We start from the raw sequence: 26,563 nt of genomic DNA on the forward strand, positions 1-26,563 counted from the left end.
GACTGCCGGATCGGCATGCTGGCGTGGCTACCCCCGTAGGGTGCGCCGCGCGCACCGAGTAGAGTGACGCCCTACAATTGCGCGGGGCGCATCGGATCTAGGCTTTTCTGCCGCCCTTGACCGGTTTGCCGCCGAAGCTGGGGACCTTGCGCACGGCCTTGGCTGCCGGGGCGGCGGATGCGTCACTTTCTAGCCAGCGGCCGAGGCTGCCAGCTTTGCCGCCGCTGGCTACTTTGGGCTTCTTGGCTTTTTTCGGTTTCTTCACCACCTGGCCGCCGGGCAGGGTTTGCGGCACGCGGTGGTCGGGGATGAAGTCGGGTACGTCGATGCGCTGCAAGACCTGCTGGGTCAGGGTCTCGATTGCCGACAGCAGTTGCACCTCGTCGGCACACACCAGCGACACGGCCTGGCCGGTGGCGCCAGCACGGCCGGTGCGGCCAATACGGTGCACGTAGTCTTCGGCAACGATCGGCAGGTCGAAGTTGACCACCAGCGGCATGTCGTCGATGTCCAGGCCGCGGGCCGCCACGTCGGTGGCGACCAGCACCTTGATCTCGCCATCCTTGAAGCGCTGCAAGGCGCGCAGACGGGTGGCCTGCGGCTTGTCGCCATGGATCGCATCGGCGCTGATGCCGTGACGCTGCAGCTCACCTTCCAGCTCATCGACGCCCTTGCGGGTCTTGACGAACACCAGCGCCTGGCTCCAGCGCTTGCTCTGGTAGAGGTGCAGGAACAGTTCGCTCTTGCGCTTCTTGTCCACCGGGATCAGCCACTGTTTGACCGACTTGGCGGCGGCATTACGCGGGCTGACCGAAATGTTCAGCGGGTCGTTGAGCATTTCGCTGGCCATGGTGCGGATGGCTTCGGAGAAAGTCGCGGAAAACAGCAGGGTCTGGCGTTTTTTCGGCAGCGCGGAGAATACGTCCTGCAGCTCGCGGGCAAAGCCCAGGTCGAGCATGCGGTCGGCTTCGTCGAGTACCAGCACCTGCAGCTGGTTGAACTTGACCGCTTTCTGCCGGTACAGGTCGAGCAGGCGCCCGGGCGTGGCAACCAGCACGTCGATGCCCTTGCGCAGCTTCATCATCTGCGGGTTGATGCTGACCCCGCCGTACGCCGCATAGCTGCGCAGCGGCAGGTCCTGACCGTAAGTCTGGAAGCTCTGCTGCACCTGTTCGGCCAGCTCGCGGGTCGGCACCAGCACCAGGGCGCGCACCGAGTTGCTGGCAACCTCCGGGCCTTCCATCATCAACCGCTGCAACAGCGGCAGGGCGAAGCCGGCGGTCTTGCCGGTGCCGGTCTGCGCGGCGGCCATCAGGTCGAGGCCCTTGAGGATCGGCGGGATGGCCTGGGCCTGCACCGGGGTGGGGGTGACATAGCCGAGGCCATCGAGGGTGCGCAACAGGGGGTCGATCAGACCGAGGGAAGCGAAGGTCATGTGGGTAACCAGAACAGGGAGACTAAGTAGCCGAATCTGCGCAGTTTACCCTGCCCCGCGCCGGCCATCGCGTTTCTGTTGCGCGGACAGCGCACCCGGCGGCCCTGCAACGCGTCTTACACGGCCATGTCTATCGAATAAATGCCTGCCAACGCGCAACAGACCAGCGCCGCCCGGGCCGCCGCGATTGGCTTCTGGGCCGTGGGACAGGTAGGGTGAAGGTCTATTATTCATGGCTGAATGGAAATCAACGGATCATGCAGATGACATCGAGAGACTGGATCAGCGGGCGCGTGGCGGCCTTGCTGGTCATGGCGGCGCTGCTCAGCGGCTGCGGCGTCAACAACATCCCCACCTACGACGAGCAGGTCAAGGCCGCCTGGTCCCAGGTGGAGAATCAGTACCAGCGGCGTGCCGACCTGATCCCCAACCTGGTGGAAACCGTCAAGGGCTTCGCCAAGCAGGAACAGGAGACCCTGGTGGAGGTAATCGAGGCGCGAGCCAAGGCGACCTCGATCCAGGTGGATGCCAGCACCCTGGACAATCCGGAAAAAATGCGCCAGTTCCAGCAGGCCCAGACACAGCTGACTGGCGCATTGAGCCGCTTGATGGCGGTCTCCGAGCGTTACCCTGACCTGAAATCCAATCAGAACTTCCTGGCCTTGCAATCCCAGCTGGAAGGCACGGAAAACCGCATCGCGGTGGCCCGGCGCGATTTCATTACCGCGGTTAGTCGTTACAACACCGAGATCCGCACCTTCCCCGGGCGCGTCTGGCACAGCCTGATGTACAGCGACATGCCGCTGCGCGAGAACTTCGAAGCGACTACCCCGGAGGCTGAAAAAGCCCCAGAAGTGAAGTTCTGATGATCTTCACGCTGCGCCTGCCACTGTTGCTGTTGCTGTGCGCCTGGACCTGGATGGCCCAGGCACAACCCGAATTCCCACCCCTGAGCGGTCGGGTAGTCGACCAGGCCGAACTGCTGGACGCGGCAACCGAGGCCCGCCTGAGCCAGCTGCTGGCGGCGCATGAGCAAGCCAGCAGCGAGCAAGTGGTGGTGGTCACCTTGCCGAACCTGCAGGGCATCACTATTGAGGACTTCGGCTATCAGCTGGGCCGGCACTGGGGCATCGGCCAGAAGGGCGAGGACAACGGCGCCCTGCTGCTGGTCGCCCGCGACGAGCGCAAACTGCGCATCGAGGTCGGTTACGGCCTCGAGGGGCGCCTGACCGATGCGCAATCCTCCGCAATCATCAACCAGATCATCACCCCAGCCTTCAAGGCCGGCGACTACGCCAAGGGCATCGATGACGGCGTGGTCGCCATCCTTCAGGTGCTCGGCGGCGAGCCCGTGGCCGCCAGCAGCACAGCCAAGGACGAGCAGGCCAAGGCGATCCCCTTCTTCGTCATGCTGCTGATCGTCATCGGCCTGATCGGCGGTGGCCGCGGCGGACGTCGCGGGCTGCTGCTCGGCGGGCTATTGGCCGCTGGCATGGGCCGTGGTGGTTCAGGCGGTGGTTTCGGCGGTGGCGGCGGCTTTGGTGGCGGCGGCGGTGGTTTCGGTGGCGGCGGTGCTTCCGGCGGCTGGTAATTCAATTCACGAGCGAACAGACCCCATGGCTTTATTGACTGAAAGCGAACAACAGCAGGTCACCCAGGCGATCAACGCCGTCGAGCGCGAGACCGACGCCGAACTGGTCACTGTGCTGGCGGCTCAAGCTGACGATTACACCTATATCCCGCTGCTCTGGGCCAGCCTGGTAGCGCTGCTGCTGCCTGGCGCAGCAAATTATTTTTTCGCCTGGCTAAGCGCCCAGGAACTGTTGCTGGTGCAGTGGCTGACCTTTGCCGGGTTAAGCCTGCTGCTGCGCATTCCTGCGCTGACCACCCGCCTGATACCGCGCACCGTGCGTCACTGGCGCGCCGCCAACCTGGCGCGGCGGCAATTTCTTGAGCACAACCTGCACCACACCACGGGCGCGACCGGCATGCTGATTTTCGTCTCGGAGGCCGAGCACTATGTGGAGATTCTGGTCGACCGTGGCATTTCCAGCCGGCTGCCCGACGCGACCTGGCAGGCCATAGTCGCGGACTTCACCCAGCGGGTGAAGCAGGGTCAGACCCTGGAAGGTTTTCTTGGCTGCATTCAGGCCTGCGGCGAGCAACTCAAGCTGCATGTGCCTGCCACCCACGCGCGCAACGAGCTGCCCAACCATCTGGTGATCCTGCCCTGAGAACTTGAGCGCACCAGCCTGGAAGTCGTAGATCCTATGTTCATCTGCAAGGTCTGCGGCATCGTAAGGTGGGTGACGCTCTATTCATCCACCCATAGCGATGGTGGATGAAAAAGGCCTCAGCTACGCCCCCGATCAACCCTACACCGCTCTCGTAGAGCCCGGATAAGCCTTGGCGCAATTCGGGAATTCGGTTTTATGGCGCCTACCGATGTCGCGGATTGCGCCTGGGCTTGTTCGGACGACGAACCGGGCGTGACAGGCGTTCGGCCTCAGGGCTTGGCCTGGGCCTGCTCCAGCGGCTCAAGTTGCTTCCACAGCGCCTCAGCCTCTTCGGTCAGGCTGGAGTAACCGCGAATGTCGCCGTTGCGCTGGGCATGCATCGCTTCTTCGAGCTTGGCGCTGTATTGCTTGCGCAGTTTTTTGACAGGATCGCTTTTGAACAAACCGAACATGGGCATGCCTCTTGTGGACGCGCTGGCGCGATAGCCAACACTCCGTCCACTGTATAGACCGCCCTGCCTGCACTCGATGGGCAATATGTTACAAACGAAGAAAGCAGCTCCGTAGCCGGATGAACTCCGGGGCGAGGTTCAACCCCTACAAATTATTCCCGGATTGCATCCGGGCTACGGGACGGGCGACCTGTGGCAGGGGCCTTGCCGCGATTGGCAACTGCCAGCGCTCAGCTAAAAACCGCGCAGGCGCTGCAGCGCTTGGCCCATCTTGGCGGCAGGAACCTTCTGCAGACTGCACAGCAACTCATGGGAAACCCCGGCAATGCCGTGGCGTTCGCGCAGCAGTGCAGCCATGAAGCAGGTCAGATTGGCCGCCATTTCCGCATCGGCCAGCGCACGGTGCGCCTGGCCGGTGTCCGGCAGCTGTGCCCAGCGATTCAGGGTGCCGAGCTTGTGGTTTGGTGCCATCGGCAACAGACGACGCGCCAGAAGCAACGAGCAGGCGAACGGCTGCACCCGCTTGCGGCGGATCAGTGCCAGCTCGGCATCCCAGAACTTCTGGTCGAAGGAGGCGTTGTGCGCCAGCAAGGGAATGTCGCCGACGAAGTCTGCCACCTCGTTCATCACCTGCGCCGCCGGCGGGGCGTTGCGCAGCATGCTGTTGCTGATCCCGGTGAGCTGCTCGATGAAGGGCGGCACCCAGGCGCCGCTGTTCATCAGGCTCTGGTAACGCGCAACTATCTGCCCGCCTTCGACGATAACCACGCCGATCTCGGTGGCGCGCGCCTGCTGCGCCGGCGACATGCCAGTGGTTTCAAAATCGAGGACGGCTATCGGAGCTTCGAGCATTGATCGGTTTCCCAACGACTAATTTCCATCGACCCGGAGGCTGACCTGTGGAGGCCGCCCAGGCCGTGCGCAACACTGACAACCGGGGTTGGTGCGCACAGCACACCCTACGAGCCGGGCCAGCGAAGCAATAACTGCGAGACAGCGCAGCAGCTTCCCAGCAACTAGCTGCGCAACAACAATGCGCCTTCGATCGGCACATAACGGCTGGCCGCACGCACCAGCGATTGTGCAGTCAGCCCCGGTACGCCATAGGCCACGGCCTCGACCCCGTAGCTGCTGCGGATTTTCTCCAGCAACAGATCAAAATCGCCATCGCCGGAGGCCAGCACCACCTCGTCGACCCGCGGTGCGGTGTCCATGATATCGATGGTGATGCCCACATCCCAGTCGCCCTTGGCCGAGCCGTCGCTGCGCTGGATATAGGGTTTGAGCTTCACGGTAAAGCCAAGGTTGCGCAGGATCTGCTGGAACTGCTGTTGCTTGGCGTCGCCACGGTCGATCGCGTAGGCGTAGGCTTCGACGATCTGCCCGTGCTGGCTGATGTCAGCCCAGAGCGCGGCGTAGTCGAAGTGGCAACCATAAGCTTGGCGGACGGTGTAATAGAGGTTCTGTACATCGGCGAATATGGCGATTTTCTTCACCGGTAATCCTCTTGGGGGCAAAAAACGCCGCTTAGTATGCCAGAACCGTCCCGCCACGCTTGCCTGCATGCGCAAGCCGAACGCCCTGCCGTGGCCTTTGCATGCAGCTATCGGCTAGAGTGGCGCCCTGCTCACTCGACCGCGACCCCTGCCCATGAATGTGTTCCATGCCCTGCGCGATGCCTGGTTTTTCTTCAGCCATAATCTGCCGGCGATCATCCGCCTGTGCCTGCCACTGGTGGTGCTCGAAGCTGTGGTGCAACAGTTTGTCAGCGCCCAGGTCGGCATCGAAGCGACGGCGGCTTACGGCATTCTGGTAGGCCTGCTGTTCTATCCGCTGTACACCGCGGCACTGATCCTGTTCCTCGATGCGCGCAGCCGGGGCGAGGTGCCCGCCAACCGCGACCTGTTCGCCGCCAGCCTGCGCCTGTGGCCGGCCTTTGCCCTGCTGGCAGGCCTGAGCACCCTGGCGATCATGCTCGGCGCCTCGCTGTTCGTGCTGCCGGGCCTGTGGCTCATGATCAAGCTGGCATTCGCCGAGTACCTGCTGGTGCTGCGCGGGCTGAGCCCGATGAAAGCGCTGCGTGAGAGTTTCGAGCTGACCAACGGTTACTTCTGGCAGATTCTGACTTGCGTGCTGTGCGTCATGCTACCGCTGTGGCTGCTGTCCTGGGCCAGCCAACCGGCCGAGGGCACGCAACCAGACGTGCTGCTCAGCCTGCTGCTCGACAGCGCCAACGGTTTTCTCCAGCTGTTTGCCACTGTAGTTTTGTTTCGTTTGTTCATGTTGCGCAGCAGCTTGCCGGCAGAGGAATGAATTCCGGCTAGGCTGTTAGGGGTCCCTCTCCAAGGAGCGCCCCATGGCCGACGCCAACTCCAGCAGCCTGTCGCACGTATCGCTCGGCACCAACCGGTTCGACCAGGCCGTGGTCTTCTACGACCAGGTGCTGCCAACCCTTGGCTGCAAACGCATTCTCGCCCACCCCGGCGCAGTGGCCTATGGCCGCGAATATCCGGAGTTCTGGGTGCAGGCTCCCATCGATGGCCAGCCAGCGGGCGTCGGCAACGGTACTCACGTTGGTTTTAGCGCGCCCGACAAGGCCGCCGTGCATGCCTTCTACCATGCGGCACTTGACGCCGGGGCGACCAGCGAAGGTGAACCCGGCCCTCGCGACGAATACGGCGAGCCCTATTACGGCTGTTTTGTGCGCGACCTCGACGGGCACAAGATCGAAGCGGCCTATTGGGATCTGGAACAGGTTTATGAGCTGTATATCGCGCCGGTCGAAGACTGAGAGTCTTGTGCCCCCCACCTACTGCGAGCGCCCCCAATAGCCCTCTGCCAGCGGTGCGCACGGCGCACCCTACCCGAGCGCGCCTTGTGTTGTGACCGAACGATCCGCCTTGGTCGCGAAGCCTAGCTACCGTCTGAGTTCACGGGCGATCCGGCTCATGCAATAGCTAACCGGGACATAGCCGTGAAAAAACTCCAGCCGGCTGCGAGCGCGCTGGCTATCTTCACGGCCGCGGCTCAAGTGCGCCCGCTGCGTTGCGGCTTCATGCCGGACAGGCGCGGCAGCAGCACCCGCTCGAACAGGCGCGGGAAGAAGCGCGCCAGGATGCGTGCGCGCCAATCGACGTTGGACAGGATCAACAAGCGCTTGCGCTTGAGCGCCGCCAGGTAGATGGCTTCGGCGACATCCTGTGGCGAGGCCACCTTGCCCATTGCCAGTGGCGGCTGCGGGGCCACCGAACCGTCGCCGACCAGGGCGTTCTTGCGCAGGTCGGTGGCGGTAAAGCCGGGGCAAACCAGCATCACGCTGACCCCGCTGTCCTTCAGTTCGTAACGCAGGGTCTCGAACAGGCCATGCAGTGCATGCTTGCTGGCGTTGTAGGCGCTGCGGTAAAGCAACGGGGAGAACCCGGACAACGAACTGAGCACAATGATCTGCCCACCTCGCGCCAACAAGCTGGGTAGCGCCGCCTTGGTGCAATGCAGGGCACCAAAATAGTTGACCGCCATGACCCGCTGAAACACTGCCAGCTCGGTCTCGGCAAAGCTGCTGCGGTGAGTGATGCCGGCATTATTGACCAACACATCAATACCACCAAAGCGCTCGACGGCCAGGGCCACGGCGCGCGGCACTGCGTCGGCATCGGCGACGTCGCACACCAGCCCCAGCGCCTCGGCGTTGTGATGATCGGCCAAATGTTGCACCAGACTGTCCAGCGCCTGCTGCTGCAAATCCAGAATCACCAAACGTGCGCCAGCCTGGGCCAGACGAACGGCCAAGGCGCGGCCGATGCCGGCGCAACCGCCGGTAATCAGCACCACCTTACGGTCGAATACTTTATTGGCGAAGACCTTGCGATACATGGTTTGCCCCCCGGCTTTGCTGACTGCTGGTACTACAGCTTGTTATGGCTGCCGTCGCAACAGGGCGGCGCCTGGGTATGTTTGCAACCGCAAAAGTACAGGGTGTCGCTCTGTTCGACATGGTATTTCAACGGTGTGATACCCGTACCTTTATGGTTGCCGTCACAAAACGGCTGACTAACACTACGCCCACAACGGCACCAGAAATAGTCTTTCCCGGCCTGCACCTCGACGGCAAAGGGGGCGCGTTGGGCAATCAGCGGCTCAGTCATGTTAGCTCCTCAATTCACGGCATAGCTCGGTCGGCGCAAGGACTGGCTCGCGCTCACCGCCCAGGTTTGCTCAGCATAGTCCAAGGGGCCGACGCACTAGGGGCCACCGCTAACCGCCAGGCAAAACGTACCAATCTGCAGGATGGCACGCGGCGCCTACGCTGAGCGTTGCGACACCTATCACCATCCCCGCGTGCAGAGCACCTCGTTCCAGCCAGGCTACTTGCGCGGTTTGGCCCGCGCGGTGGGTTCGGCGATCAGCGGGTCATCCGGCCAGTAATGCTTGGGATACCTGCCCTTCAAATCCTTTTTCACCTCGCTGTAGGTGCTGCGCCAGAAGTTGGCCAAGTCCTGGGTCACCTGCACCGGGCGGCGTGCAGGCGAAAGCAGATGCAGCTTGACCACTTGCCGGCCGCCGGCAATGCGCGGCGTATCGGCCAGGCCGAACAACTCCTGCAGGCGCACCGCCAGCACCGGCGGTTGCTCGCTGTAATCCAGGCCGATGCGCGAACCAGACGGCACCAGCAGGCTACGTGGCGCCAGCTCCTCGAGGCGCTGCGGTAGCGGCCAGGGCAGCAGGTTCTTCAGCAAATCGGACAGATCCAGATTGGCGAAATGACTGAGGCGCTTGACCTTGCCCAGGTAGGGTTGCAGCCAGTCTTGCAGGCTTGAAAGCAGCGCCGCATCGCTGACATCCGGCCACTCGCTGACGCCATTGGCGGTCAGATCCAACGCGCGCAGCAAGGCCACGCGCGCCTGCCACTGACGCAGTTCTGGGGTCCAGGGCAGCAACGCCAGGCCCTTGCGCCGCACCAGGCCAAGCAAAGCGCGGCTGCGGGCCTCCTCGTCCAGGCCGGTCAATGGCTCGCGCTCAAGCACCAGTTCGCCAACCTTGCGCTGGCGCTCGGCGCGCAGCACACCTTCGCGCTCGTCCCAGTCCAGCTCCTCGTGGACGCTGACCTGCTCGGCCAGCACCGTCTCGAACAGCTGCGGGTCGAGGTCGGCGGCCAGGTAGATGCGCTCCTCACGCTGGCCCTGGCGGCTGCCGAGATCGGCCAGTACCAGCCATTCATGCTTCATCAGCGCATCGGCGTCGGCAAACAGTGCGGCGCGGCCGTTGGCCAGGCGGTATTCAGCACCCGACGCCCGGCGCTGCTGGGCCACCCGGTCCGGGTAGGCGAATGCCAGCAAGGCGCCGAGCCAGCGCGGGTGCTCGGGGTCGCTCACCGGGGAAGTCACGGCCGTGCGCTTGAGGTAGCCCTGGAACTGCCGGGCCAGTTGTCGCGCTCGTTGAATACCGCCTTGGGCACCACGGGCGGCCTTGCCCGCGCCGCTGAGCAAGGCTATACGGCTGTGCAGATCGGCGCCTGCGCCTCTCAGAATGTCGCGCTCGCCGAGCAAGGCAGCCAAGTCGCAGGCCAGCGTACCCAGGCCCAATGCCTGGCCACGAAGTAGCAAGTGAGCGATGCGCGGGTGTGCCGGCAATTCAGCCATCGCCTGGCCGTGGGCTGTCAGTACCCCGCGCTGATCCAGCGCGCCGAGGCGGGTCAGCAAATCCGTGGCCTGGGCATAGGCGGCGGCAGGCGGTGGGTCAAGCCAGGCCAGTTCGGCCGGGGTCACGCCCCAGCGCGCCAATTGCAGGGCCAGGCCGGCCAGGTCGGCCTGGAGAATTTCCGCCGGGGCATAGGCGGCAAGCTGTTCGTGCTGGTGTTGCGACCACAGCCGATAACAGCTCCCCGGCTGCAGGCGCCCGGCGCGACCGGCGCGCTGGGTGGCGCTGGCGCGGGAAATGCGCTGGGTGTCCAGGCGCGTCATGCCGCTGCCCGGATCGAAGCGCGGCACCCGCGCCAGGCCGGCGTCGACCACCACGCGCACACCATCGATGGTCAGGCTGGTCTCGGCGATGTTGGTCGCCAGCACCACCTTGCGCTTGCCCGCAGGGGCTGGCTCGATGGCCGCGCGTTGGGCGCTCAGGTCCAGCTCGCCATGCAATGGACAGAGCAGAATCTCGGCGCGACCGGCCAAGGCCTCGGCCAATTGTTCATTGACCCGGCGGATCTCTGCCTGACCGGGGAGAAATACCAGCAGGCTGCCCGGCTCGTCGGCCAGCGCCTGCAGCACCGTCTGCACCACCTTGGGTTCTAGCCACTCGCCGGGTTGATAGGGTGCGCCCCAGCGCAACTCCACGGGAAACATGCGTCCCTCGCTGCGCAGCACCGGCGCATCGTCGAGCAGCGCGGCCAGCTTCTCGCCCTCCAGGGTCGCCGACATCAGCAGCACTTTGAGCGCCGGCTCACCGGAGTCCGCACCGCGAAACATGCTGCGGCCGTTGAGGCACAAGGCCAACGCCAGGTCGGCATCGAGACTGCGTTCGTGGAATTCGTCAAAAATCACCAGACCGACCCCTTCCAGCGCCGGGTCGTCTTGCAGGCGGCGGGCGAGAATGCCTTCGGTGACCACCTCGATACGGGTGCGCGGGCCGACCTTGCTGTCCAGGCGAATACGGTAGCCGACAGTCTCGCCGACCTGCTCGCCCAATTCACTGGCCAGCCGTTCGGCAGCGGCGCGCGCGGCCAGCCGGCGCGGTTCGAGCATGATGATGCGCTGCCCGGCCAACCAGGGTTCATGCAGCAGCGCCAGCGGCACGCGGGTGGTTTTGCCGGCGCCGGGTGGAGCCTCCAGCACCGCTTCGTGGCGGCTCGCCAGGGCCTGGCGCAGCGCAGGTAACAGGACGTCGATGGGCAGGGAATTCATGAACACTCCAATCTGGCCGGCGATTATAGCGGCGAACCACCTGTACGCTGTGCCGGTCTTAGCCTGGCTAGATCGATGCTTGGCAGTTTTGCCAGGACCAGCTTGCTATAGTTGTACCCACTTTTCCCCGGAGGTATTCCATGCGCACCCCCTACCGCGTTATTAGCGGCGCTCTCGCCGCCGTTCTGCTGGCCCAGTTAACCGCCTGCGGCACGTTGTTTTTCCCTGATCGGCGTGGCCAGATCGACGGACGAATCGATCCGGTGGTGGCCGCGCTGAATGCCATCGGCATCCTGTTTTACGTGATCCCTGGCCTGATCGCCTTTGGCATCGACTTCGCCACTGGCGCCATCTACCTGCCGAATGGGCAAAGCGCCCAGGTCGATCCGCAAGAGCTGCACAAGGTTGTAGATGCCGAGGGCAAGATTGACCACGCCCGACTCAAAGCGCTGATCGAACAGCAAACCGGCCACAGCCTGCCGCTCGACGATCCACGCCTGATCCACAGCAGCGCCAGCGCCGAGCAACTGGCGGCCTACGGTCTGCGTCCGGCTGCTTGATCGCCACAACCTTAGCTTGGCCCTCTCGGCCAGGCCTGACATAGAGTGCGAGACCCGTGACCATATTGCCGCAGCATGCTCGACTGATGCGCCAGGCCACCTTTGCGGCGCTGGCCGTGGCATTGACCCTGGCGCTGGCCAAAGCCATCGCATGGTGGTTGAGCGGCTCGGTCAGCCTGCTGGCCGGTCTTACCGACTCACTGCTGGACGGCGCCGCCTCGCTGCTCAATCTGATCGCCGTGCACTATGCCTTGCGCCCGGCGGACGAAGATCATCGTTACGGACACGGCAAAGCCGAGGCCCTCGCCGGGCTTGGCCAGGCACTGTTTATCGGTATCAGTGCAGTGGTGGTCGGCCTGCATGGCGTAGATCGCATGCTCAATCCGCAACCACTCGGCGCCGCAACCCTGGGCGTGGTAGTGATGCTGGTGTCGCTGGCACTGACCGCCGCCCTGCTGATGTTCCAGGGCCATGTGGTGCGCGAAACCGGCTCCACGGCTATCCGCGCAGACTCGCTGCACTACCGCTCCGACCTGCTGCTCAATGCCAGCATCCTGCTCGCCCTGCTGCTGGCCAGCTTCGGCTGGCCGCAGCTGGATGCGCTGTTCGGTATCGGCATCGCCTTCTTCATCCTCTGGAGCGCCGTGAGCATCGCCCGCGAGGCTTCGGCTGTGCTGATGGACAAGGAACTGGCGCCGGAACTCAGCGAGCGCATGCACCTGCTGGCCTGCGGAATACCCGGGGTGCTCGGCGCGCACGACCTGCGCACGCGGATGTCTGGCACCCGCTGGTTCGTCCAACTGCATGTAGAGCTGGACAGTGAGCTGAGCCTGCTGCAGGCCCATGAACTGTGCGAGCAAGTCGAGTACGCAATTCGCGCCGAATTTTCCCGTGCCGAGGTGCTGGTACATGCCGACCCACTCGAGCCGGCTCAGCCTTGAGAATGGCGATGCACCCCTTTTTCAAGGCAACAACCGGTTGCGGCGTGGCGCCTGAGGGAAAGAGCGCCAACACTCGTGGTGCTCAAGGCGCCCGCCGCACGCCACTTCTGACACTGCAAAGCATGCGGCTGCACTGAAGTCGCGCCGCTGGCGCCATAACGACAGACTGGCGGGAGGCCAAACGCATCGCAAAACGGATTTTCTGCTTATGCTGATAGGGCGCATCCGCTTTGTGGACAAGGCCCCATGAAAAAATCCAGCCTCGAGACGCTTCACCGCGAACACCAGCCCGACGCCATCGAGAAGCGCCTGAACCGCAGGCACAAACCGCAAACCATTTCCGATGCCGTACTCGGCGGCATCGACGGTTGCGTCACCACTTTTGCCATCGTCGCAGGCGCGGTCGGCGCCGGATTTTCCGCATCGGTCGCGTTGATCATGGGCTTTGCCAACCTGTTTGCCGACGGCTTCAGCATGGCCGTGAGCAACTATGAGGCGATCAAGGCTCAGCGCGAGGTTCGCGAGCAGGCCCGCCGCATGGAAGAGGAACACATTGACCGGGTGCCCGACGGTGAACTCGAAGAAATCCGCCAGGTGTTCTACCGCAAGGGCTTCAGCGGCGAAATACTCGAGGCGATCGTCACGACCATCAGCCGGGATCGTCAACTCTGGGTTGAAACCATGCTCATAGAAGAACACGGCCTGCAGACCGTCGAACTGCAGCCTGCGCGCTCGGCCGCCGTGACGTTTACAGCCTTTCTGATCGCCGGGGCCATCCCGTTGTTACCCTTGCTTTTCTCCAGCCTGGGTATCCAGCGCCAATTCATGCTGAGCACGGCCCTGGCCGCAGCGGTGTTCTTTTCCATCGGCATGTTGAAGAGCCTGGTGTTTGCCAAACCGGTGCTGCGCGCCGGATTTAGCACCCTGCTCACCGGCGGCGCGGCGGCCTCTCTGGCCTACCTGACCGGCTACCTGCTGCGCTACGTGTTCGGCATCGAGTGATACGACCGCTCACGCCTGCGGGGGCGCTGAAGCCTGGAATGCGCGAATGCGCGCAACACGGCGTGAGGACATCGCCAAGAAAAAAGGGAAACCTGACGGTTTCCCTTTTTTCTTGCCTAGGGCAAGTGTCCGCTACTGGCAATTCTGTTGCCGCTTTCGTCGCCTGCCTGGTTGGGCAGTGCGGACCCGGGTGCCGTGACGACCTGGTAAGGCCGGCGGCGCCGATTCGCCTGATTGGGCGAGCCGGGTGGACATGTCGTCCGGGCCGTGAAACTGAGATAAATACTACCGAAGCAGGCGCAGTTAAAGATTGCGGATATTGCTGATTAACTCACCACTTGCGCAATTTTTAACTAATAGCGCATGATTAATCGCAACCAACAGATGAAAGCGCACCAATCATGACCAGACTTGATCGATACGACCTGAATATCCTCGCCGAACTGCAGCGTGACGCCACCCTGTCCAATCAGGATCTGGCCGAACGCATCGGCCTGTCGCCCTCGCCCTGTTCGCGGCGGGTCAAGCAACTGGAAGAAGACGGCTACATCATCGGCCAGGTCGCCCTGCTGGATCGCAAGAAGCTCGGCCTGACCCTCACCGCCTATGTGTTGATCGGCATGGACAAACACACACCCGAGCGTTTCGAGCACTTCCAGGAAATGATTCGCCAGTGCCCACAAGTGCTGGAATGTAGCCTGGTCACCGGCATGGATGCCGATTACCAGCTAAAGGTGGTGGTACCGGACATGGACCATTACCAGCAACTGCTTCTCGGCACGCTGACCCGTATCGAAGGTGTCTCCAGTGTGCGCTCGAGCTTCGTGCTGCAGCAGATCCTGTCCAGCACCCAGTTGCCACTGCAACACCTGCGACATTAAGTCCGAGAGGCTGCCAGGCCGCATAGGTATAATCCCTAGCATTCAGCTGTGCCTTGTGCGGCCTGCCATAAAGAGCCTTGCGCTCAGACAATAACAATCGCCCTGCCCACCTACTGCCTGTTATGGCGGCACAGCCTCGTTTTGCCAAAGAGGCCACCATGGAACCGCATGTATTCGAAGAGTTAATGATGACCGTACTGGTCGGCGGCCTGGTGCTGTTCATGGCGTTCATCGTCTGGGACCTGGCAAAGAAGTCCAAGGCCGGACGCTTTGGCACCATGATCCTGTTTCTGGCCCTGGGCCTGGGCGTGCTTGGCTTTGTCATCAAGACCGTGGTGATCGCCGGGATGGAAGGCGTCTGAGCAGTCGCTGAAAACGACCATAGCCGCTCAACTGTCGCTCCCTCACGCCACGCTCCGCGTAGGCGCAATCAAAGCCATACGCGGTTCCCCTGTGGTAGCGGACTTGTCCGCGAAGCTCTTGCCTTGCCCGCACCGCCGATCACACAAACAGCCCACACCCTACAAGCGCGCCTCGACCTCTTTCCACTGGCCGGGCTGCAGGTCGTCCAGGCCCCAGGGGCCGATGCGCACGCGCACCAGACGCAGGGTCGGCAGGCCCACCGCAGCGGTCATGCGCCGAACCTGGCGGTTGCGCCCCTCGCGAATCACCAGCTCCAACCAGGCGGTCGGCACGCTCTTGCGAAAACGCACTGGCGGGTCGCGCGGCCATAGCGATGGCTCAGCCAGCAAGCGCGCCTCGGCCGGTAGCGTTGGCCCGTCGTTCAGCTCGACGCCAGCGCACAGGCGCTGCAACTGCTCGGCCGTCGGTTCACCTTCCACCTGCACCCAATAAGTTTTCGCCAGCTTGTGTTTGGGATCGGCGATGCGCGCCTGCAGGCCGCCGTCGTTGGTCAGCAGCAGCAAGCCCTCGCTGTCACGGTCCAGACGCCCGGCTGGATAGACGCCTGGCACTGCGACGAAGTCCTTGAGGGTGGCGCGGCCCTGCTCATCGTTGAACTGGGTCAGGACATCGAAGGGCTTGTTAAGCAGCAGCAAGCGCGGCTCGGCCGGGGGCGCCTTGGCTACCCGACGGATGGCGGGCTTGCCAGCAGTACGCGATGGCGCGGCAGAACGGGGCGGGCGTGGCATGCAGGCTCCGGGAGCAGGAAACGGGGTCGCCAGTGTAACCGAGACCACTCCTCGACCATCAGCCTGGCTTATCGGCGATTCTTTCACGCGCACGGCCGGCTATGCTGGAGGGGCTTTGTCATCCGTATCGAGGGAATCCGCATGAGCTCGTCCGAAACCATACTCGACACCTTCACCGGCTGGGCCGCCAAGGCACCCGGCGCGCCCCTCGAACAACACAGCTATGACCCCGGCCCACTGGGCGCCGAGGAGGTCGAGGTAGCGGTCGAGTACTGCGGCATCTGCCACTCCGACCAGTCGATGATCGACAACGAATGGGGCAACGCGCGCTACCCGTTCATCCCCGGGCATGAGGTGGTCGGCCGCATCGTGCGCGTCGGCGAGCAGGTGCGCGGCCTTGAACTCGGCCAGCGGGTCGGTATTGGCTGGTATAAAGGCAGCTGCATGCACTGCCACTCCTGCATGGAGGGTGCGCACCAGCTCTGCGGCTCGGTAAAACCGACCATTGTCGGCAGCAACGGTGGGTTTGCCGACCGCCTGCGCAGCCATTGGGCCTGGGCCATCCCGCTCCCGGACGGCCTGGAACCCAGCCTGGTCGGCCCGCTGTTCTGCGCCGGTTCGACAGTGTTCAGCCCGCTGCTGGAGTTCAACGTCAAACCCACTGACAAAGTTGGCGTGGTCGGCATCGGTGGCCTGGGTCACCTGGCGCTGGGTTTCCTCAATGCCTGGGGTTGCGAAGTCACCGCCTTCACCTCATCACTGAACAAGCAGGAAGAAGCCAAGCGCCTGGGCGCGCACAAGGTCGTCGCCTCGACCGACAGCGCAGCGCTCAAAGCCATCGCCGGCAGCCTGGATTTTCTTTTGGTCACCGCCAGCGCCGACCTCGACTGGAACGCCATGATCGGCACCCTCGGCGGCAAGGGCCGCTTGCACTTCGTCGGCATCGTGCCGAGCGCGATTCCGGTGCATGTGTTCAACCTGATCCCGCGCCAGCGCAGCCTGTCCGGCTCACCGGTAGGCTCGCCCGCAAGCATGGCGACCATGCTGGAATTCTGCGCGCGTCATCGGATTCTGCCGCAAGTCGAGCTCTTCCCCATGAGCCGGGTCAACGACGCCATCGACCACCTACGCGCCGGCAAGGCGCGCTACCGGGTGGTGCTCGACGCCAACGCGTAGGTTGGGCCGGGCACGGCCTGCGCGACGCGTGCAGCGAGTTGAGATGGCTGCGCAGCAGGCCGAGGGCGGTAATGCCTATGTGCAAATGCTGGGTCACCGCCGATCCCGTAGGGCGCGCCATGCTCACCAGGCTCCCGGAACGGCGGTTCATCATTAACCGCGCAGTTTGCGTGCACGCAGCACGTCGGTCAGCTCTGCCAAAGGAATAGGCCTGGCAAACAGAAAACCCTGGCCCTGGCTGCACCCTTCGGCTTGCAGATACGCCAGCTGTTCTTGAGTTTCTATGCCTTCCGCGACGGTCTCCATCTGCATGCCGCGGGCAATACCCAGGATGGCATGGATGATCGACTGATCACTGGCGTTACCCGGTAACCCGCTGACGAAGGAGCGATCTATCTTTAGCTTGTTGAACCGCAAGCTCTTCAGGCGTCCCAGCGACGAGAAGCCGACACCGAAGTCGTCCATCGCCAAGAGAACCCCGTGCGCCCTCAGTTCTTGGGCGTTTTGCAACACCTGCGCCGAGGGACTCATGGCAACATCCTCGGTAATCTCAATCTCCAGTCGATTGGCCGGTAGATCGCTGTCGCACAGTGTTTGCCGAACCAGAGGCACGAAACCCACCCCGCTGAACATGGGCGCGCAGATATTCACCGCCACCGCCACATCCAGCAGCCCCTCGGCGATTAACCAAACGTTATCCGCACATGCCTGACGCATGACCCACTGACCAATTGCAGGCATCAGTCCATATTTCAGAGCAATCGGGATGAATTGCCCAGGCGCAATAAGACCGCGACTGCCATCGCGCCAACGCAGCAGCGCCTCCATGCCGGAGGGTTGCAGCGTTTGCAGGTCGACCTGTAACTGGTAATGCAACTCGAACTGCTCAAGCTCAAGCGCCTTACGCAGACGACTAACCACCCGGTATGTCTGTTCGGATTTTTCACGCAATGCCTGGCTGAACAGGCAAATCCCATTACCGCCATCCACCTTGGACTGGAACATGGCGATATCCGCCTCGTTCATCAGCTCATCAGCGGACTCACAGTGCCCTGGATAAATGCTGATACCGATGCTCGCCCGAACCAGTAAACAGACACCTTCGATAACAAACGGTGCGTCGAGACTGGCGATCAGACGCCCGGCGATTTCTTCTGCGCGGCTTACTTCGCCATCAAGGAGCAGTGATGCGACGAACTCATCGCCCCCGACGCGGCCCAACATGTCGGTATCACGCAAGCTTTTCTGGAAACGCTCGGCAGCCTGCTTGAGCACTTGGTCACCGACACTATGACCGTGATGGTCATTAATCTGCTTGAACCCATCCAGGTCGATGAACAAGACCGCAAGTTGCCTGCCAGCAGGCTTGCACGCCTGCATACCCAGATCGAGCGCCTGTAGAAAGCGATGCCGGTTTACGCAGCCAGTGAGTGCGTCGTGGGCGGCCAGAAAGGTGATGTGCTCGGTGGATTTACGCCGCTCGCTGATATCGTGGCAGATACCGACGAATAACCGCTGCCCACCCAGCTGAAACTCACCGACGCTCAAGTGCAGCGCAAAGCAGCTGCCATCCTTGCGACGGCCCGTGACTTCCCGACCGATGCCAATGACCTTACGCTCACCGCCCGCGCAGTAGTCGTGCAGATAGCCATCATGCGCCCGGGCATGCGGCTCGGGCATCAGCATGGAAATATTCTTGCCGAGCAGTTCGTCCTCGGCAAAACCGAAAGTCTGCACGGTCGCCTGGTTCAGTGCCTGGACGATGCCATGCGCGTTAATAACCAGCATGCTGTCGACTGCCGCATTGAAAATTGCACCGGTAAGCGCCGACTCGAGACCATCCTGCCGACCCAAGCCGCAGCCCAAGCCTTCGGCAACGCCTACTGCGTTGTCTTCCCTATTGTTCATGTGAGTCTCAACGACTGAAGCGCTCGACCAAGGCATGCATGGCACGCGACGTTTGCTCCAGATCGCTACCGACCTGCGCGGACTCCCCGGCCAATTGGGCATTGTGATCAGAGGCCTGGGCAATGCGGGTGATCTGCCGGGAAATATCCTCGGCAACATGGGCCTGTTCCTCGGACGCCGCCGCCATCTGCTGCCCCATGTCATGAATCAGGTCGACGGCACTGCTGATCCCCTGCAACGCGCTCTGAGTAGCGATCACTTGCTGCACGCCTGCAGCGGCCTCTTGCGTGCCGGCCTGGGCAATCGTTACCGCATTCTGCGCACCCGCCAGCAGCGTTTTGATGATGCCCTGGATGACACCCGTCGATTCCTGAGTCTTCGAAGCCAATGCCCGCACTTCATCGGCAACCACGGCAAAGCCCCGGCCCTGCTCGCCGGCCCGTGCCGCCTCGATGGCCGCGTTCAGAGCCAGCAGATTGGTCTGCTCGGCAATTGCCCGAATCATGCTGGCGGCCTGCTGAATGGACTGGGTATCGCGAGCCAGCTCCTCCACCGAGACACTGATACCTGACACGGTGCGCGCCAGTTTTTCAATCACCTCGCGGGTCTTGCCGGCTTCGGCCGAACCATCGTGAGCCAGTGCGTTAACCCGCCGAGCCTCATCGGCGGTGCGATGAACATGGCCCGACACCTCGGCAATAGAGGCAGCCATTTCATGCATGGCAGTTGCCGCCATGTCCGCTTCGCCACGCTGCGCTTGCAGCGATGCCTCGGAGCTAGTGGTCAGTTGACCACTGCGCTGAGCCAGTTCCGCGCTGTGATCGGCGTAGTCCTCCAGGCGGCTGAGCACCGTGCGTATGCGCGCCTGCTCACTGATCATGGCCATCTGAACCTGTGCGGGCTTGCCGGACAAGTCGGTATATGTCTGCGCGATCAACTCACTGTCGAAAGCGCCTTTCACGCTGGCGTGCAAATGATCGAGCAACCCTGCAGTCTGCCGACCGTGCAGACCCTGCAAGACAAATACCCCCAACAGGGCACACCCCAAGCCCACCGCAGGCGTAATCAGCTGATAGGCGGCCAATGCAGACAGCGCAATCAATGTGGGCCAGGTCAGCGCCCGGTGCATACGCCGAGCCCAATTCCACTTATTTTGCGAAGCATGCGAACGCATGCGTGCATAAAGCAGGCTGGCCCTACGCACTTGGTCGGCACTCGGCTTGACCCGTACCGACTCATAACCGGTCACCCGACCACCTTCAAGAATCGGCGTCACATAAGCGCTGACCCAGTAAAAATCGCCATTCTGGCAACGATTCTTGACGATCCCCATCCAGGCCTTACCGGACTTGAGATGGCTCCACATGTGCGCAAACACCGCTTCCGGCATATCGGGATGGCGCACAAGATTATGCGGTTGCCCCAGCAACTGATCGCGCTCAAAACCGCTGACGCTGACAAATTCATCGTTGCAATAGGTTATGGTGCCTTGCACATCGGTCGCCGATATCAAGCGCTGCGTAGCTGGAAATTCGCGCTCCCGCCCTGTTACAGGTGCATTTAGCCTCATCGAATTACTCACTCTGTGCACTTGATAACGGAATCATGACGATAGCACCGCATCACCATGAGCGTGACAAGTAGTTACGCTTTTAGGTTAATCGGTCTCGTTAATTGTGTTACGCCACACCGGAGCGATACTCCGTAATGTTCCCCCTATGGAAAAAACTCGCCAACGATTCGCCAACCGCCTGTGCTGCGCGCTCGCACAAGCTGGCTACGCGGCAAAACCAGCTGTTCTGGAGCGTGAGTTCAATCTGCGTTACTGGGGCAAACCCGTGACCTTGCACGGTGTGCGGCGCTGGCTGAGAGGTGAAGCACTGCCGACAGAGGACAAGCTGCTAGTGCTCGCGCAATGGCTGCATATAGACCCCCATACCCTGAGGTTCGGAGAAGAAGTCTCCAACCAGATCACCAAGCAAAAAGACCTCTACCAGTCCATCCCGCCTCAGGAGCGGGAGGCTATAGATGCTTTTCTGAAACTCTCCACGACCTGCCGCCGGCTCGCCCGCGAGGTGATCATGACCTTCGTACAGGCTGAACGCGTGCAGGCCCAGGAAGAGGAAGAGCAAGAGCCAAGCCCCACCAGCCCTGTCGATAAAGACTTGAGCTAATTCGGCTGTAAAGATACCGAACGTCTGTAGCGGAGCCTGGTTAGGCGGCAGAAGGAAGTTGACTGTCTGTCGCGATCTTTCACCGATCGAACAGGTGACAACCCGCAGCGTGCCAGGCTGTCACCACTGCGCCAAACCGACACCTACCTACCGGAACGGCGGCTCATCGAAGCTACGCAGCTTGCGCTGATGCCGATGTGCAGATGCTGGGTCACTGCCGATCCCGTAGGGTGCGCCGTGCGCACCAGGCTCCCGCAACCAAAGGTGCGCACGGCAAGGAGCAGGCTATGCCCGCGACCCATTAAGGCTGTCAGCCACCTACCGGAACGGCGGCTCGTCGAAGCTGCGCAGCTTGCGCGAGTGCAGTGAGTTGAGCTGGCTGCGCAACAGGTCGAGGGCGGTGATGCCGATGTGCAGGTGCTGGGTCACTGCCCGCTCGTAGAAGGCGCCGGCGGCACCAGGCAGTTTTATTTCGCTGTGCAGCGGCTTGTCCGACACGCACAACAAGGTGCCATAAGGCACTCGCAGACGATAACCCTGGGCGGCGATGGTGCCGCTTTCCATGTCCACTGCCACGGCGCGGGACAGGTTGATCAGCGGCCGCTCCTGAGCCCAACGCAATTCCCAGTTACGGTCGTCATAGGTCAGCACGGTGCCGGTGCGCAGGCGTTTTTTCAGCTCATCGCCCTGCTCGCCGGTGACCTGCTTGGCCGCTTCCTGCAAGGCCATCTGCACTTCGGCCAGGGCTGGCAGGGGAATATTGGGCGGCAGCACCCGATCAAGAATCCCGTCGCGGCGCATATAGGCGTGGGCCAGCACGTAATCGCCGATGGTCTGCGATTGGCGCAGGCCGCCGCAGTGGCCGATCATCAGCCAGCAGTGCGGACGCAGTACGGCCAGGTGGTCGGTGATGTTTTTCGCGTTGGACGGGCCGACGCCGATATTCACCAAGGTAATGCCGTCACCCGGCTTGGCGCCTTGCAAGTGGTAGGCCGGCATCTGGTAGCGGTGCCAGACAACGGTCTCGATGATCGCCTGCATCTCGCCCTCGGCCATGCCGCGCTCGATCACTACGTTGCCCGGCAGCACCATGCGCATGAACCGCGAATCCGCCTGCAGCACATCCAGGCCATGGCGAATGAACTGGTCGACATAACGGTGGTAGTTGGTCAGCAGAATCCACGGCTGCACATGGCGCCAATCGCTGCCGGTGTAATGCACCAGGCGGCGCAGGGAAAAGTCCACCCGAGCGGCGTCGAACAGGGCCAGCGGCAACTGCTCCGCGCCCTCCCAGTCGTACAGGCCATCGGCTGTGCCGTCGTTGGCGGCGGACAGGTCAGTGCTGGGGAACACCCGCGCCAGTTCGGCGGCAGTAATCCCCGACCCGGCCAGCTCATCGCCATGCTCGACCACATAGGGATAGGGAATATTCTGCTGACTGACGCCCACCTCGACACACACGGTGAAGTCGTGCATCAGCGGCTGCAGTTGCTCCAGCAGGTAATTGCGGAAGGCCTCGGGGTGGGTGACGGTGATGCTGTAGGTGCCGGGCACCTGAACCTTGGCATAGGCACGCACAGTCGCGGGCGCCTCACCCTGGCACCGATAAGTCAGGCGCAACTCGGGATAATGGAATTGGCGCAGTTGCTCGGCATCTGGCTTGATGCCTTCTTTGACATAGCGCTTGAGCGCCCGACTCAGAGCAGCAGTGGCCTGCTGATGCAGGGCGGCCAGGCGATCCACGGCCTCTTCGGCAGTAGTGGCAACAACAAAGTCTTCTGAACTGGGGGTCACAAGTCATCTTCCTGGCTGATCAGACAGGCTCTATCTTGCCCTGATCCACCGCGCGAGCGATAGCGCGGCGATGGCGGTGCGGACTACTTGAGCAGCGCGCGCAAATCCTCAGGCACGGCCTGCGGGGTCAGCGGCCCGACGCGCCGCGTACCCGGATTGCCCAAGGGAAAGAGCCCAACTAAAGAACCCAGACTACCGGGGATGCGCAGCACCTGCGCCTGGCATTCAGCCCAGTCACGCTGACGCCACGCCCAGGCAAGCATCTACACATTACTGCGCAGGTGTTCGCGACAATAACGCTGCCCCAGAATATGCGCCTGCTCCAGATGGCGCAGTTCGGCAGCAGGGTCAAGGCCGCACTGCGCGCATGACAGTTGGTATTCCTGCCAGAAAGCCTGTTCACGGTTCATGGCAACACCCCTATAGTGATTGGCGTCGCCAGTGTGCAACTGCAGGGCGGCACATTGGTCAAGCACCCACAAGGACGTTTTGGAGATCACGCATGTCGCGCACGCTGCTCACCCTGATGCTGTGTCTACTGCCCTGCGCGCTGCTGGCCAATAACCTAGACGGATACTACCTGGCCACGCTGGATGGGCAACCGGCCGAAATGCACCTACGCAGCCAGGATCAGCAGGTCAGCGGTGAATACATTGAAGGTCGCCGACTGCGCTTGAGGATCAGCGGCCACTTCGACGGCCAGTTGCTCAATGCCCAGATCAGCGACGCGCAATCCGCCCAGCCGATTGCCCGCATGAGGGCCACCTACACCAACGGCGTCCTCACCAGCCATATCACTGCGCGCAGCCCGGTGACAGGCGAAACGCTGGAGCGCCGCGCCGTATTTAATCGGCAGCGTTTCAGCGACGCGGCCATCACCAGCCAAGCTAACCGGCAATTTCGCGACCCTGAATTGATCGCCACCTGGGTGCACGAGCAAATCACCCGCAGTGAAGACACCAGCGCGGCCTCGACAAGCACCCTACTGATCCTGCAATTGACCGTTAATGGCGGCATTAGCCAGTGGTCCCGCAGCGCTGCAGACAACAGCGACTGGCATCCCGATGCGCCCGGCGAACTCCACTACACAGGCCGCTGGCTGGCCAGCAACGGCGTGCTGGAAGTACAGCTGCAGGACCAGAACGACTATCAACCGACGGCGCGCTACCACTTCAGTGACGACTATCTGGTTACCGAAAGCTCAACCGGCACAAGACGCTGGCAACGCCGGCCATAGCCTGAAACGGGTCGCCAGATCGACCATCGCCAAGGTCACGCGCGCCGGCTGTGGAGCCGTAGCGCGCCGTCCCCAGACAAAAACACTGCGACCTAGCGCAACCAACTCGCGCTAACGCGAATGGCCACGCATGCACACCTCCTCTGGGCCCGCGCCCACAGACGACACAGCACGCGAGGCTCAAGCCAGATGCGGCGCTGTAATGGACGACTTATTCCCCCGCTGACGCGGGGCACGCTTGGGCGTGCTGTTTGCAGCACCCGCTAGGGACGGTTCATCCCCGCAGGTGCGGGGAACGCTCATCCATCGCGCGGGCGTAGTTGTGCGCCCACGATTCATCCCCGCGGACGCGGGGAACACGGCAAGCTTGCCGAACCCACCGGCACCACAGCTGACTACTCGATGCAGGGCGTGCTACGCGCCACCAGCGCCGCGACATCAATACCTCGCGGTAAGGTGCCGTAGACCCGCCCGCCCTGATCACGCAGACGGCTGGCGATAAAGGCATCGGACACCGGCGCATTGCCAGCCTCCAGCAGCAACTTGGCCTGCAGGGCCAGGGCCACGTCTTCGGTCAATTGGCGGGCGCGGTACTGGATGTCGGCGGTATCGCGAAAATCCGCCTGGAGTTGATTGATATGGGCCTTGAGGCGAGCATCGCCATGGCCGTCGCCCAGTTCGGCGAACAGTGCATCGAGCACGCCGGGTTCCTTGGACAGCGCACGCAGCACGTCCAGGCACTGCACGTTGCCGGAGCCTTCCCAAGTCGAGTTGACCGGCGCCTCGCGGTACAGCCGCGGCAGGATGGTTTCCTCGACGTAACCGGCGCCGCCCATGCATTCGGCGGCCTCGTTGATCATCGCCGGCGCGCGCTTGCAGATCCAGTACTTGCCCACGGCGGTGACCAGGCGGGCGAACTTGTCTTCCTGCGGGTCTGCGGCGTTGTCCAGCGCCTTGCCCATGCGCATAGTCAGTGCCAATGCGGCTTCGCTTTCCAGGGCCAGGTCGGCCAGCACGTTCTGCATCAGCGGCTGTTGGTTGAGCACGCGACCGCCGACCTGGCGGTAGGCGCAGTGATGGGCGGCCTGGGTCAGGGCCTGACGCATCAGGGCGCTGGAGCCGACCATGCAGTCGAAGCGGGTCAGCGCGACCATCTCGATGATGGTCGGCACGCCGCGGCCTTCCTCGCCGACCATCCAGGCCAGGGCGCCGCGGAATTCCACCTCGCTGGAGGCGTTCGACCAGTTGCCCAGCTTGTTTTTAAGGCGCTGGATATACAGCTCGTTGCGCGAGCCGTCCGGGCGATGACGCGGCAGCAGAAAACAGGTCAGGCCCTTATCGGTGTAGCCCAGGGTCAGGAAGGTGTCACACATCGGTGCCGAGCAAAACCATTTGTGGCCGACCAGTTCATAAGCCTGCCCGGGGCCGCCAGCGCCGACCGGGTAGGCACGGGTGGTGTTGGCGCGCACGTCGGTGCCACCCTGTTTCTCGGTCATGGCCATGCCGATGGTCGCGCCGGTTTTCTGCTCGATCGGCAGGTTGCGCGGATCGTATTGGGTCGAGAGAATCTTCGGCAGCCAAATCTCGGCGAGGTCCGGCTGCAACTTCAACGCCGGCACGCTGGCGAAGGTCATGGTCAGCGGGCAACCGCTGCCGGCCTCGGCCTGGCTGTGCAGGTAGCTCATCGCGGCGCGCGCCACCTGGGCGCCGGGGCGTGGATCGGTCCAGGGCATGGACGGCAGGCCATGGGCGATGGCGGCACTCATCAACTGGTGATAGGCCGGGTGGAACTCGACCAGGTCGGTGCGCTGACCATAGCGGTCATGACTCTTGAACACTGGCTTGTTTTCGTTGGCGAGAAAGCCCGCAACCATCAGCTCGCCGCCGGCCAGGGCGCCATAGGCGTCGATGCGCGCCTCGGCCCAGCCGCCGCCAAAGCGCTGGTTCCACTCCTGCAAGGGCAGGTCAATGCGGTACAGATTGGCGCCGTCCAGCGGCGGCACCTGATTGAACACTTCATGGGTTTCGGCATGCTGACTGGCATTCATGACTGCGGTTCCTTTTCGGGCAGCGGGGCGCCGACGGCGCGTAGACAGAAGGTGACCAGGCCCTGGCTGACTTCACTCAGGCTCAGGGCGGGATAACCCGCTTCGCGGGCGGCGCGAGCGGGGGGCGACAAGGGCCCGACCAGGGCTTCGGCGATAGCGCCGACCAGGCAGGCGGCGGTCAGGCTGAGATGGCTGACGCGAAAAACGCCTGCCGCGTTACCTTGCTCGAGCAACTCGCCGAACGACTCGGCATAGGCCTCGCGGTAGAGCAGGCGCTGCTCGTCGACCTGCGGCTCGACCGGCTCGGCGATCAAGGCAAAGGCCAGGCGCCGGCTGTGCCAGGCGCGTGCGGCAAATTGCTGCAAGCCGGCCGCCAGACGTTCAGCGGGCGACCCCGGCCCGCGCAGGGTCTGCAGCAGCGCCTCAAGTTCGCCCTGACTGGCAAGCGCAAAGACTTCCGCGGCCAATTCGCCCTTGTTGTGAAAGTGGCGGTACAGGCTGCCGGTGGCGATACCCACGTCCTCGGCCAGCGCCTGCATGGTCAGGGCGGCAAACCCGCCCTCGGCAACCCGCGCCAGGGCACTGGCGAGGATTCGCTCACGTAGCGCCTGGTCACGGTCGATACGCAGGGCGGTGGTGCGATAAGCCATGATCTGAATCCTGGTTCA

At 62.9% G+C, this 26,563-nt stretch carries 26 protein-coding genes and 1 pseudogene; 13 read left to right on the forward strand and 14 right to left on the reverse strand.

What is annotated here, in order from left to right:
- Window positions 1-97 precede the first annotated feature (97 nt).
- Window positions 98-1,435, reverse strand: a complete 1,338-nt coding sequence (locus Q8K09_RS01125) for a DEAD/DEAH box helicase (protein ID WP_305253123.1) — start codon at window positions 1,433-1,435, stop codon at window positions 98-100.
- Between the two features lie 263 nt (window positions 1,436-1,698).
- Here Q8K09_RS01125 and Q8K09_RS01130 point away from each other — a divergent pair, with 263 nt between their 5' ends.
- From Q8K09_RS01130 to Q8K09_RS01140, 3 genes are read left to right on the forward strand one after another with little or no spacing between them, the layout of a single operon-like run.
- Window positions 1,699-2,301: a LemA family protein gene (locus Q8K09_RS01130; protein WP_305253124.1), complete on the forward strand. Its 603-nt coding sequence runs from the start codon at window positions 1,699-1,701 to the stop codon at window positions 2,299-2,301.
- Complete coding sequence (locus Q8K09_RS01135; RefSeq protein ID WP_305253125.1) at window positions 2,301-3,026, forward strand: YgcG family protein; 726 nt, start codon at window positions 2,301-2,303, stop codon at window positions 3,024-3,026. The genes Q8K09_RS01130 and Q8K09_RS01135 overlap by 1 nt, the downstream gene beginning before the upstream one ends.
- A gap of 25 nt (window positions 3,027-3,051) precedes the next feature.
- Entirely contained in the window at window positions 3,052-3,669 is a 618-nt protein-coding gene (locus Q8K09_RS01140) for a TPM domain-containing protein (RefSeq protein ID WP_305253126.1), read from the forward strand.
- A 272-nt stretch (window positions 3,670-3,941) separates the two neighbouring features.
- On the opposite strand, the gene Q8K09_RS01145 is transcribed toward Q8K09_RS01140, so the two are convergent.
- The 3 genes from Q8K09_RS01145 to Q8K09_RS01155 form a co-directional block, all read right to left on the reverse strand.
- The gene (locus Q8K09_RS01145; protein ID WP_305253127.1) at window positions 3,942-4,124 is read right to left on the reverse strand and encodes a DUF6435 family protein; all 183 of its coding nucleotides are present in this window, start codon (window positions 4,122-4,124) and stop codon (window positions 3,942-3,944) included.
- A gap of 234 nt (window positions 4,125-4,358) precedes the next feature.
- Window positions 4,359-4,976 (reverse strand): PolC-type DNA polymerase III, encoded by a 618-nt coding sequence (locus tag Q8K09_RS01150; protein ID WP_304878208.1) that lies wholly within the window; start codon window positions 4,974-4,976, stop codon window positions 4,359-4,361.
- A 164-nt stretch (window positions 4,977-5,140) separates the two neighbouring features.
- On the reverse strand, window positions 5,141-5,620 hold the full coding sequence (locus Q8K09_RS01155; RefSeq protein WP_304878206.1) for an NYN domain-containing protein: 480 nt from the start codon (window positions 5,618-5,620) through the stop codon (window positions 5,141-5,143).
- A 154-nt stretch (window positions 5,621-5,774) separates the two neighbouring features.
- On the opposite strand from Q8K09_RS01155, the gene Q8K09_RS01160 reads away from it, so the two are divergent.
- Both Q8K09_RS01160 and Q8K09_RS01165 read left to right on the forward strand, forming a co-directional pair.
- Window positions 5,775-6,437 carry a YciC family protein gene (locus tag Q8K09_RS01160; protein ID WP_305253128.1) on the forward strand — a complete coding sequence of 221 codons (663 nt, stop codon included), beginning with the start codon at window positions 5,775-5,777 and terminating at the stop codon, window positions 6,435-6,437.
- Between the two features lie 43 nt (window positions 6,438-6,480).
- Complete coding sequence (locus Q8K09_RS01165; protein ID WP_305253129.1) at window positions 6,481-6,915, forward strand: VOC family protein; 435 nt, start codon at window positions 6,481-6,483, stop codon at window positions 6,913-6,915.
- Window positions 6,916-7,151: 236 nt separating this feature from the next.
- Here Q8K09_RS01165 and Q8K09_RS01170 read toward each other — a convergent pair whose 3' ends face one another.
- The 3 genes from Q8K09_RS01170 to hrpB form a co-directional block, all read right to left on the reverse strand.
- Window positions 7,152-7,997 carry an SDR family oxidoreductase gene (locus Q8K09_RS01170; protein ID WP_305253131.1) on the reverse strand — a complete coding sequence of 282 codons (846 nt, stop codon included), beginning with the start codon at window positions 7,995-7,997 and terminating at the stop codon, window positions 7,152-7,154.
- A 32-nt stretch (window positions 7,998-8,029) separates the two neighbouring features.
- Complete coding sequence (locus Q8K09_RS01175; RefSeq protein ID WP_305253133.1) at window positions 8,030-8,269, reverse strand: CDGSH iron-sulfur domain-containing protein; 240 nt, start codon at window positions 8,267-8,269, stop codon at window positions 8,030-8,032.
- A 219-nt stretch (window positions 8,270-8,488) separates the two neighbouring features.
- Window positions 8,489-11,023: an ATP-dependent helicase HrpB gene (gene hrpB, locus Q8K09_RS01180; protein WP_305253135.1), complete on the reverse strand. Its 2,535-nt coding sequence runs from the start codon at window positions 11,021-11,023 to the stop codon at window positions 8,489-8,491.
- A 140-nt stretch (window positions 11,024-11,163) separates the two neighbouring features.
- Here hrpB and Q8K09_RS01185 point away from each other — a divergent pair, with 140 nt between their 5' ends.
- The 5 genes from Q8K09_RS01185 (at window position 11,164) to Q8K09_RS01205 (ending at window position 14,769) form a co-directional block, all read left to right on the forward strand.
- Window positions 11,164-11,583: a polyribonucleotide nucleotidyltransferase gene (locus Q8K09_RS01185; RefSeq protein WP_305253137.1), complete on the forward strand. Its 420-nt coding sequence runs from the start codon at window positions 11,164-11,166 to the stop codon at window positions 11,581-11,583.
- Between the two features lie 86 nt (window positions 11,584-11,669).
- The gene (locus Q8K09_RS01190; protein WP_370869474.1) at window positions 11,670-12,524 is read left to right on the forward strand and encodes a cation diffusion facilitator family transporter; all 855 of its coding nucleotides are present in this window, start codon (window positions 11,670-11,672) and stop codon (window positions 12,522-12,524) included.
- Window positions 12,525-12,770: 246 nt separating this feature from the next.
- Complete coding sequence (locus Q8K09_RS01195) at window positions 12,771-13,526, forward strand: VIT1/CCC1 transporter family protein (RefSeq protein ID WP_305253140.1); 756 nt, start codon at window positions 12,771-12,773, stop codon at window positions 13,524-13,526.
- Between the two features lie 401 nt (window positions 13,527-13,927).
- Window positions 13,928-14,407 (forward strand): Lrp/AsnC family transcriptional regulator, encoded by a 480-nt coding sequence (locus tag Q8K09_RS01200; protein ID WP_305253142.1) that lies wholly within the window; start codon window positions 13,928-13,930, stop codon window positions 14,405-14,407.
- A 158-nt stretch (window positions 14,408-14,565) separates the two neighbouring features.
- A complete protein-coding gene (locus tag Q8K09_RS01205) occupies window positions 14,566-14,769 on the forward strand; it encodes a DUF2788 domain-containing protein (protein ID WP_305253144.1) in 204 nt (67 codons plus the stop codon).
- A gap of 159 nt (window positions 14,770-14,928) precedes the next feature.
- Here the strand turns inward: Q8K09_RS01205 and Q8K09_RS01210 are convergent, their stop codons facing one another.
- A complete protein-coding gene (locus Q8K09_RS01210) occupies window positions 14,929-15,558 on the reverse strand; it encodes a pseudouridine synthase (protein WP_305253145.1) in 630 nt (209 codons plus the stop codon).
- 141 nt (window positions 15,559-15,699) lie between these two features.
- Here Q8K09_RS01210 and Q8K09_RS01215 point away from each other — a divergent pair, with 141 nt between their 5' ends.
- Window positions 15,700-16,734: an NAD(P)-dependent alcohol dehydrogenase gene (locus tag Q8K09_RS01215; RefSeq protein WP_305253147.1), complete on the forward strand. Its 1,035-nt coding sequence runs from the start codon at window positions 15,700-15,702 to the stop codon at window positions 16,732-16,734.
- A 153-nt stretch (window positions 16,735-16,887) separates the two neighbouring features.
- Here the strand turns inward: Q8K09_RS01215 and Q8K09_RS01220 are convergent, their stop codons facing one another.
- The gene (locus tag Q8K09_RS01220; protein WP_305253149.1) at window positions 16,888-18,642 is read right to left on the reverse strand and encodes a bifunctional diguanylate cyclase/phosphodiesterase; all 1,755 of its coding nucleotides are present in this window, start codon (window positions 18,640-18,642) and stop codon (window positions 16,888-16,890) included.
- Between the two features lie 7 nt (window positions 18,643-18,649).
- The gene (locus tag Q8K09_RS01225; RefSeq protein ID WP_305253151.1) at window positions 18,650-20,212 is read right to left on the reverse strand and encodes a PAS domain-containing methyl-accepting chemotaxis protein; all 1,563 of its coding nucleotides are present in this window, start codon (window positions 20,210-20,212) and stop codon (window positions 18,650-18,652) included.
- Between the two features lie 148 nt (window positions 20,213-20,360).
- Here Q8K09_RS01225 and Q8K09_RS01230 point away from each other — a divergent pair, with 148 nt between their 5' ends.
- Window positions 20,361-20,816, forward strand: a complete 456-nt coding sequence (locus tag Q8K09_RS01230) for a transcriptional regulator (protein ID WP_305253153.1) — start codon at window positions 20,361-20,363, stop codon at window positions 20,814-20,816.
- Between the two features lie 318 nt (window positions 20,817-21,134).
- Here the strand turns inward: Q8K09_RS01230 and amn are convergent, their stop codons facing one another.
- Together amn and Q8K09_RS01240 are read right to left on the reverse strand one after the other, a co-directional pair.
- Window positions 21,135-22,610, reverse strand: a complete 1,476-nt coding sequence (gene amn / locus Q8K09_RS01235) for an AMP nucleosidase (protein WP_305253155.1) — start codon at window positions 22,608-22,610, stop codon at window positions 21,135-21,137.
- 83 nt (window positions 22,611-22,693) lie between these two features.
- Window positions 22,694-23,020 (reverse strand): annotated as a pseudogene (locus tag Q8K09_RS01240) (DUF3703 domain-containing protein).
- A gap of 92 nt (window positions 23,021-23,112) precedes the next feature.
- Between Q8K09_RS01240 and Q8K09_RS01245 the strand changes: the two are divergent.
- Window positions 23,113-23,847 (forward strand): hypothetical protein, encoded by a 735-nt coding sequence (locus Q8K09_RS01245; protein WP_305253156.1) that lies wholly within the window; start codon window positions 23,113-23,115, stop codon window positions 23,845-23,847.
- Between the two features lie 395 nt (window positions 23,848-24,242).
- On the opposite strand, the gene Q8K09_RS01250 is transcribed toward Q8K09_RS01245, so the two are convergent.
- Window positions 24,243-25,895, reverse strand: coding sequence for an acyl-CoA dehydrogenase family protein (locus Q8K09_RS01250; protein WP_305253157.1), 1,653 nt, complete (start codon window positions 25,893-25,895; stop codon window positions 24,243-24,245).
- Complete coding sequence (locus tag Q8K09_RS01255; protein ID WP_305253158.1) at window positions 25,892-26,545, reverse strand: TetR/AcrR family transcriptional regulator; 654 nt, start codon at window positions 26,543-26,545, stop codon at window positions 25,892-25,894. Before Q8K09_RS01255 ends, Q8K09_RS01250 begins: the two co-directional genes overlap by 4 nt.
- Window positions 26,546-26,563 lie beyond the last annotated feature (18 nt).

It is taken from the genome of Pseudomonas sp. (genome assembly GCF_030683065.1).
Lineage (GTDB): Bacteria > Pseudomonadota > Gammaproteobacteria > Pseudomonadales > Pseudomonadaceae > Aquipseudomonas.

Coding starts and splice junctions, on each gene's coding strand:
- Q8K09_RS01125 (WP_305253123.1), bottom strand. CDS start 1,435: ATGACCTTCGCTTCCCTCGGTCTGATCGACCCCCTGTTGCGCACCCTC.
- Q8K09_RS01130 (WP_305253124.1), top strand. CDS start 1,699: ATGACATCGAGAGACTGGATCAGCGGGCGCGTGGCGGCCTTGCTGGTC.
- Q8K09_RS01135 (WP_305253125.1), top strand. CDS start 2,301: ATGATCTTCACGCTGCGCCTGCCACTGTTGCTGTTGCTGTGCGCCTGG.
- Q8K09_RS01140 (WP_305253126.1), top strand. CDS start 3,052: ATGGCTTTATTGACTGAAAGCGAACAACAGCAGGTCACCCAGGCGATC.
- Q8K09_RS01145 (WP_305253127.1), bottom strand. CDS start 4,124: ATGTTCGGTTTGTTCAAAAGCGATCCTGTCAAAAAACTGCGCAAGCAA.
- Q8K09_RS01150 (WP_304878208.1), bottom strand. CDS start 4,976: ATGCTCGAAGCTCCGATAGCCGTCCTCGATTTTGAAACCACTGGCATG.
- Q8K09_RS01160 (WP_305253128.1), top strand. CDS start 5,775: ATGAATGTGTTCCATGCCCTGCGCGATGCCTGGTTTTTCTTCAGCCAT.
- Q8K09_RS01165 (WP_305253129.1), top strand. CDS start 6,481: ATGGCCGACGCCAACTCCAGCAGCCTGTCGCACGTATCGCTCGGCACC.
- Q8K09_RS01170 (WP_305253131.1), bottom strand. CDS start 7,997: ATGTATCGCAAGGTCTTCGCCAATAAAGTATTCGACCGTAAGGTGGTG.
- Q8K09_RS01175 (WP_305253133.1), bottom strand. CDS start 8,269: ATGACTGAGCCGCTGATTGCCCAACGCGCCCCCTTTGCCGTCGAGGTG.
- hrpB (WP_305253135.1), bottom strand. CDS start 11,023: ATGAATTCCCTGCCCATCGACGTCCTGTTACCTGCGCTGCGCCAGGCC.
- Q8K09_RS01185 (WP_305253137.1), top strand. CDS start 11,164: ATGCGCACCCCCTACCGCGTTATTAGCGGCGCTCTCGCCGCCGTTCTG.
- Q8K09_RS01190 (WP_370869474.1), top strand. CDS start 11,670: ATGCGCCAGGCCACCTTTGCGGCGCTGGCCGTGGCATTGACCCTGGCG.
- Q8K09_RS01195 (WP_305253140.1), top strand. CDS start 12,771: ATGAAAAAATCCAGCCTCGAGACGCTTCACCGCGAACACCAGCCCGAC.
- Q8K09_RS01200 (WP_305253142.1), top strand. CDS start 13,928: ATGACCAGACTTGATCGATACGACCTGAATATCCTCGCCGAACTGCAG.
- Q8K09_RS01205 (WP_305253144.1), top strand. CDS start 14,566: ATGGAACCGCATGTATTCGAAGAGTTAATGATGACCGTACTGGTCGGC.
- Q8K09_RS01210 (WP_305253145.1), bottom strand. CDS start 15,558: ATGCCACGCCCGCCCCGTTCTGCCGCGCCATCGCGTACTGCTGGCAAG.
- Q8K09_RS01215 (WP_305253147.1), top strand. CDS start 15,700: ATGAGCTCGTCCGAAACCATACTCGACACCTTCACCGGCTGGGCCGCC.
- Q8K09_RS01220 (WP_305253149.1), bottom strand. CDS start 18,642: ATGAACAATAGGGAAGACAACGCAGTAGGCGTTGCCGAAGGCTTGGGC.
- Q8K09_RS01225 (WP_305253151.1), bottom strand. CDS start 20,212: ATGAGGCTAAATGCACCTGTAACAGGGCGGGAGCGCGAATTTCCAGCT.
- Q8K09_RS01230 (WP_305253153.1), top strand. CDS start 20,361: ATGGAAAAAACTCGCCAACGATTCGCCAACCGCCTGTGCTGCGCGCTC.
- Q8K09_RS01245 (WP_305253156.1), top strand. CDS start 23,113: ATGTCGCGCACGCTGCTCACCCTGATGCTGTGTCTACTGCCCTGCGCG.
- Q8K09_RS01250 (WP_305253157.1), bottom strand. CDS start 25,895: ATGAATGCCAGTCAGCATGCCGAAACCCATGAAGTGTTCAATCAGGTG.
- Q8K09_RS01255 (WP_305253158.1), bottom strand. CDS start 26,545: ATGGCTTATCGCACCACCGCCCTGCGTATCGACCGTGACCAGGCGCTA.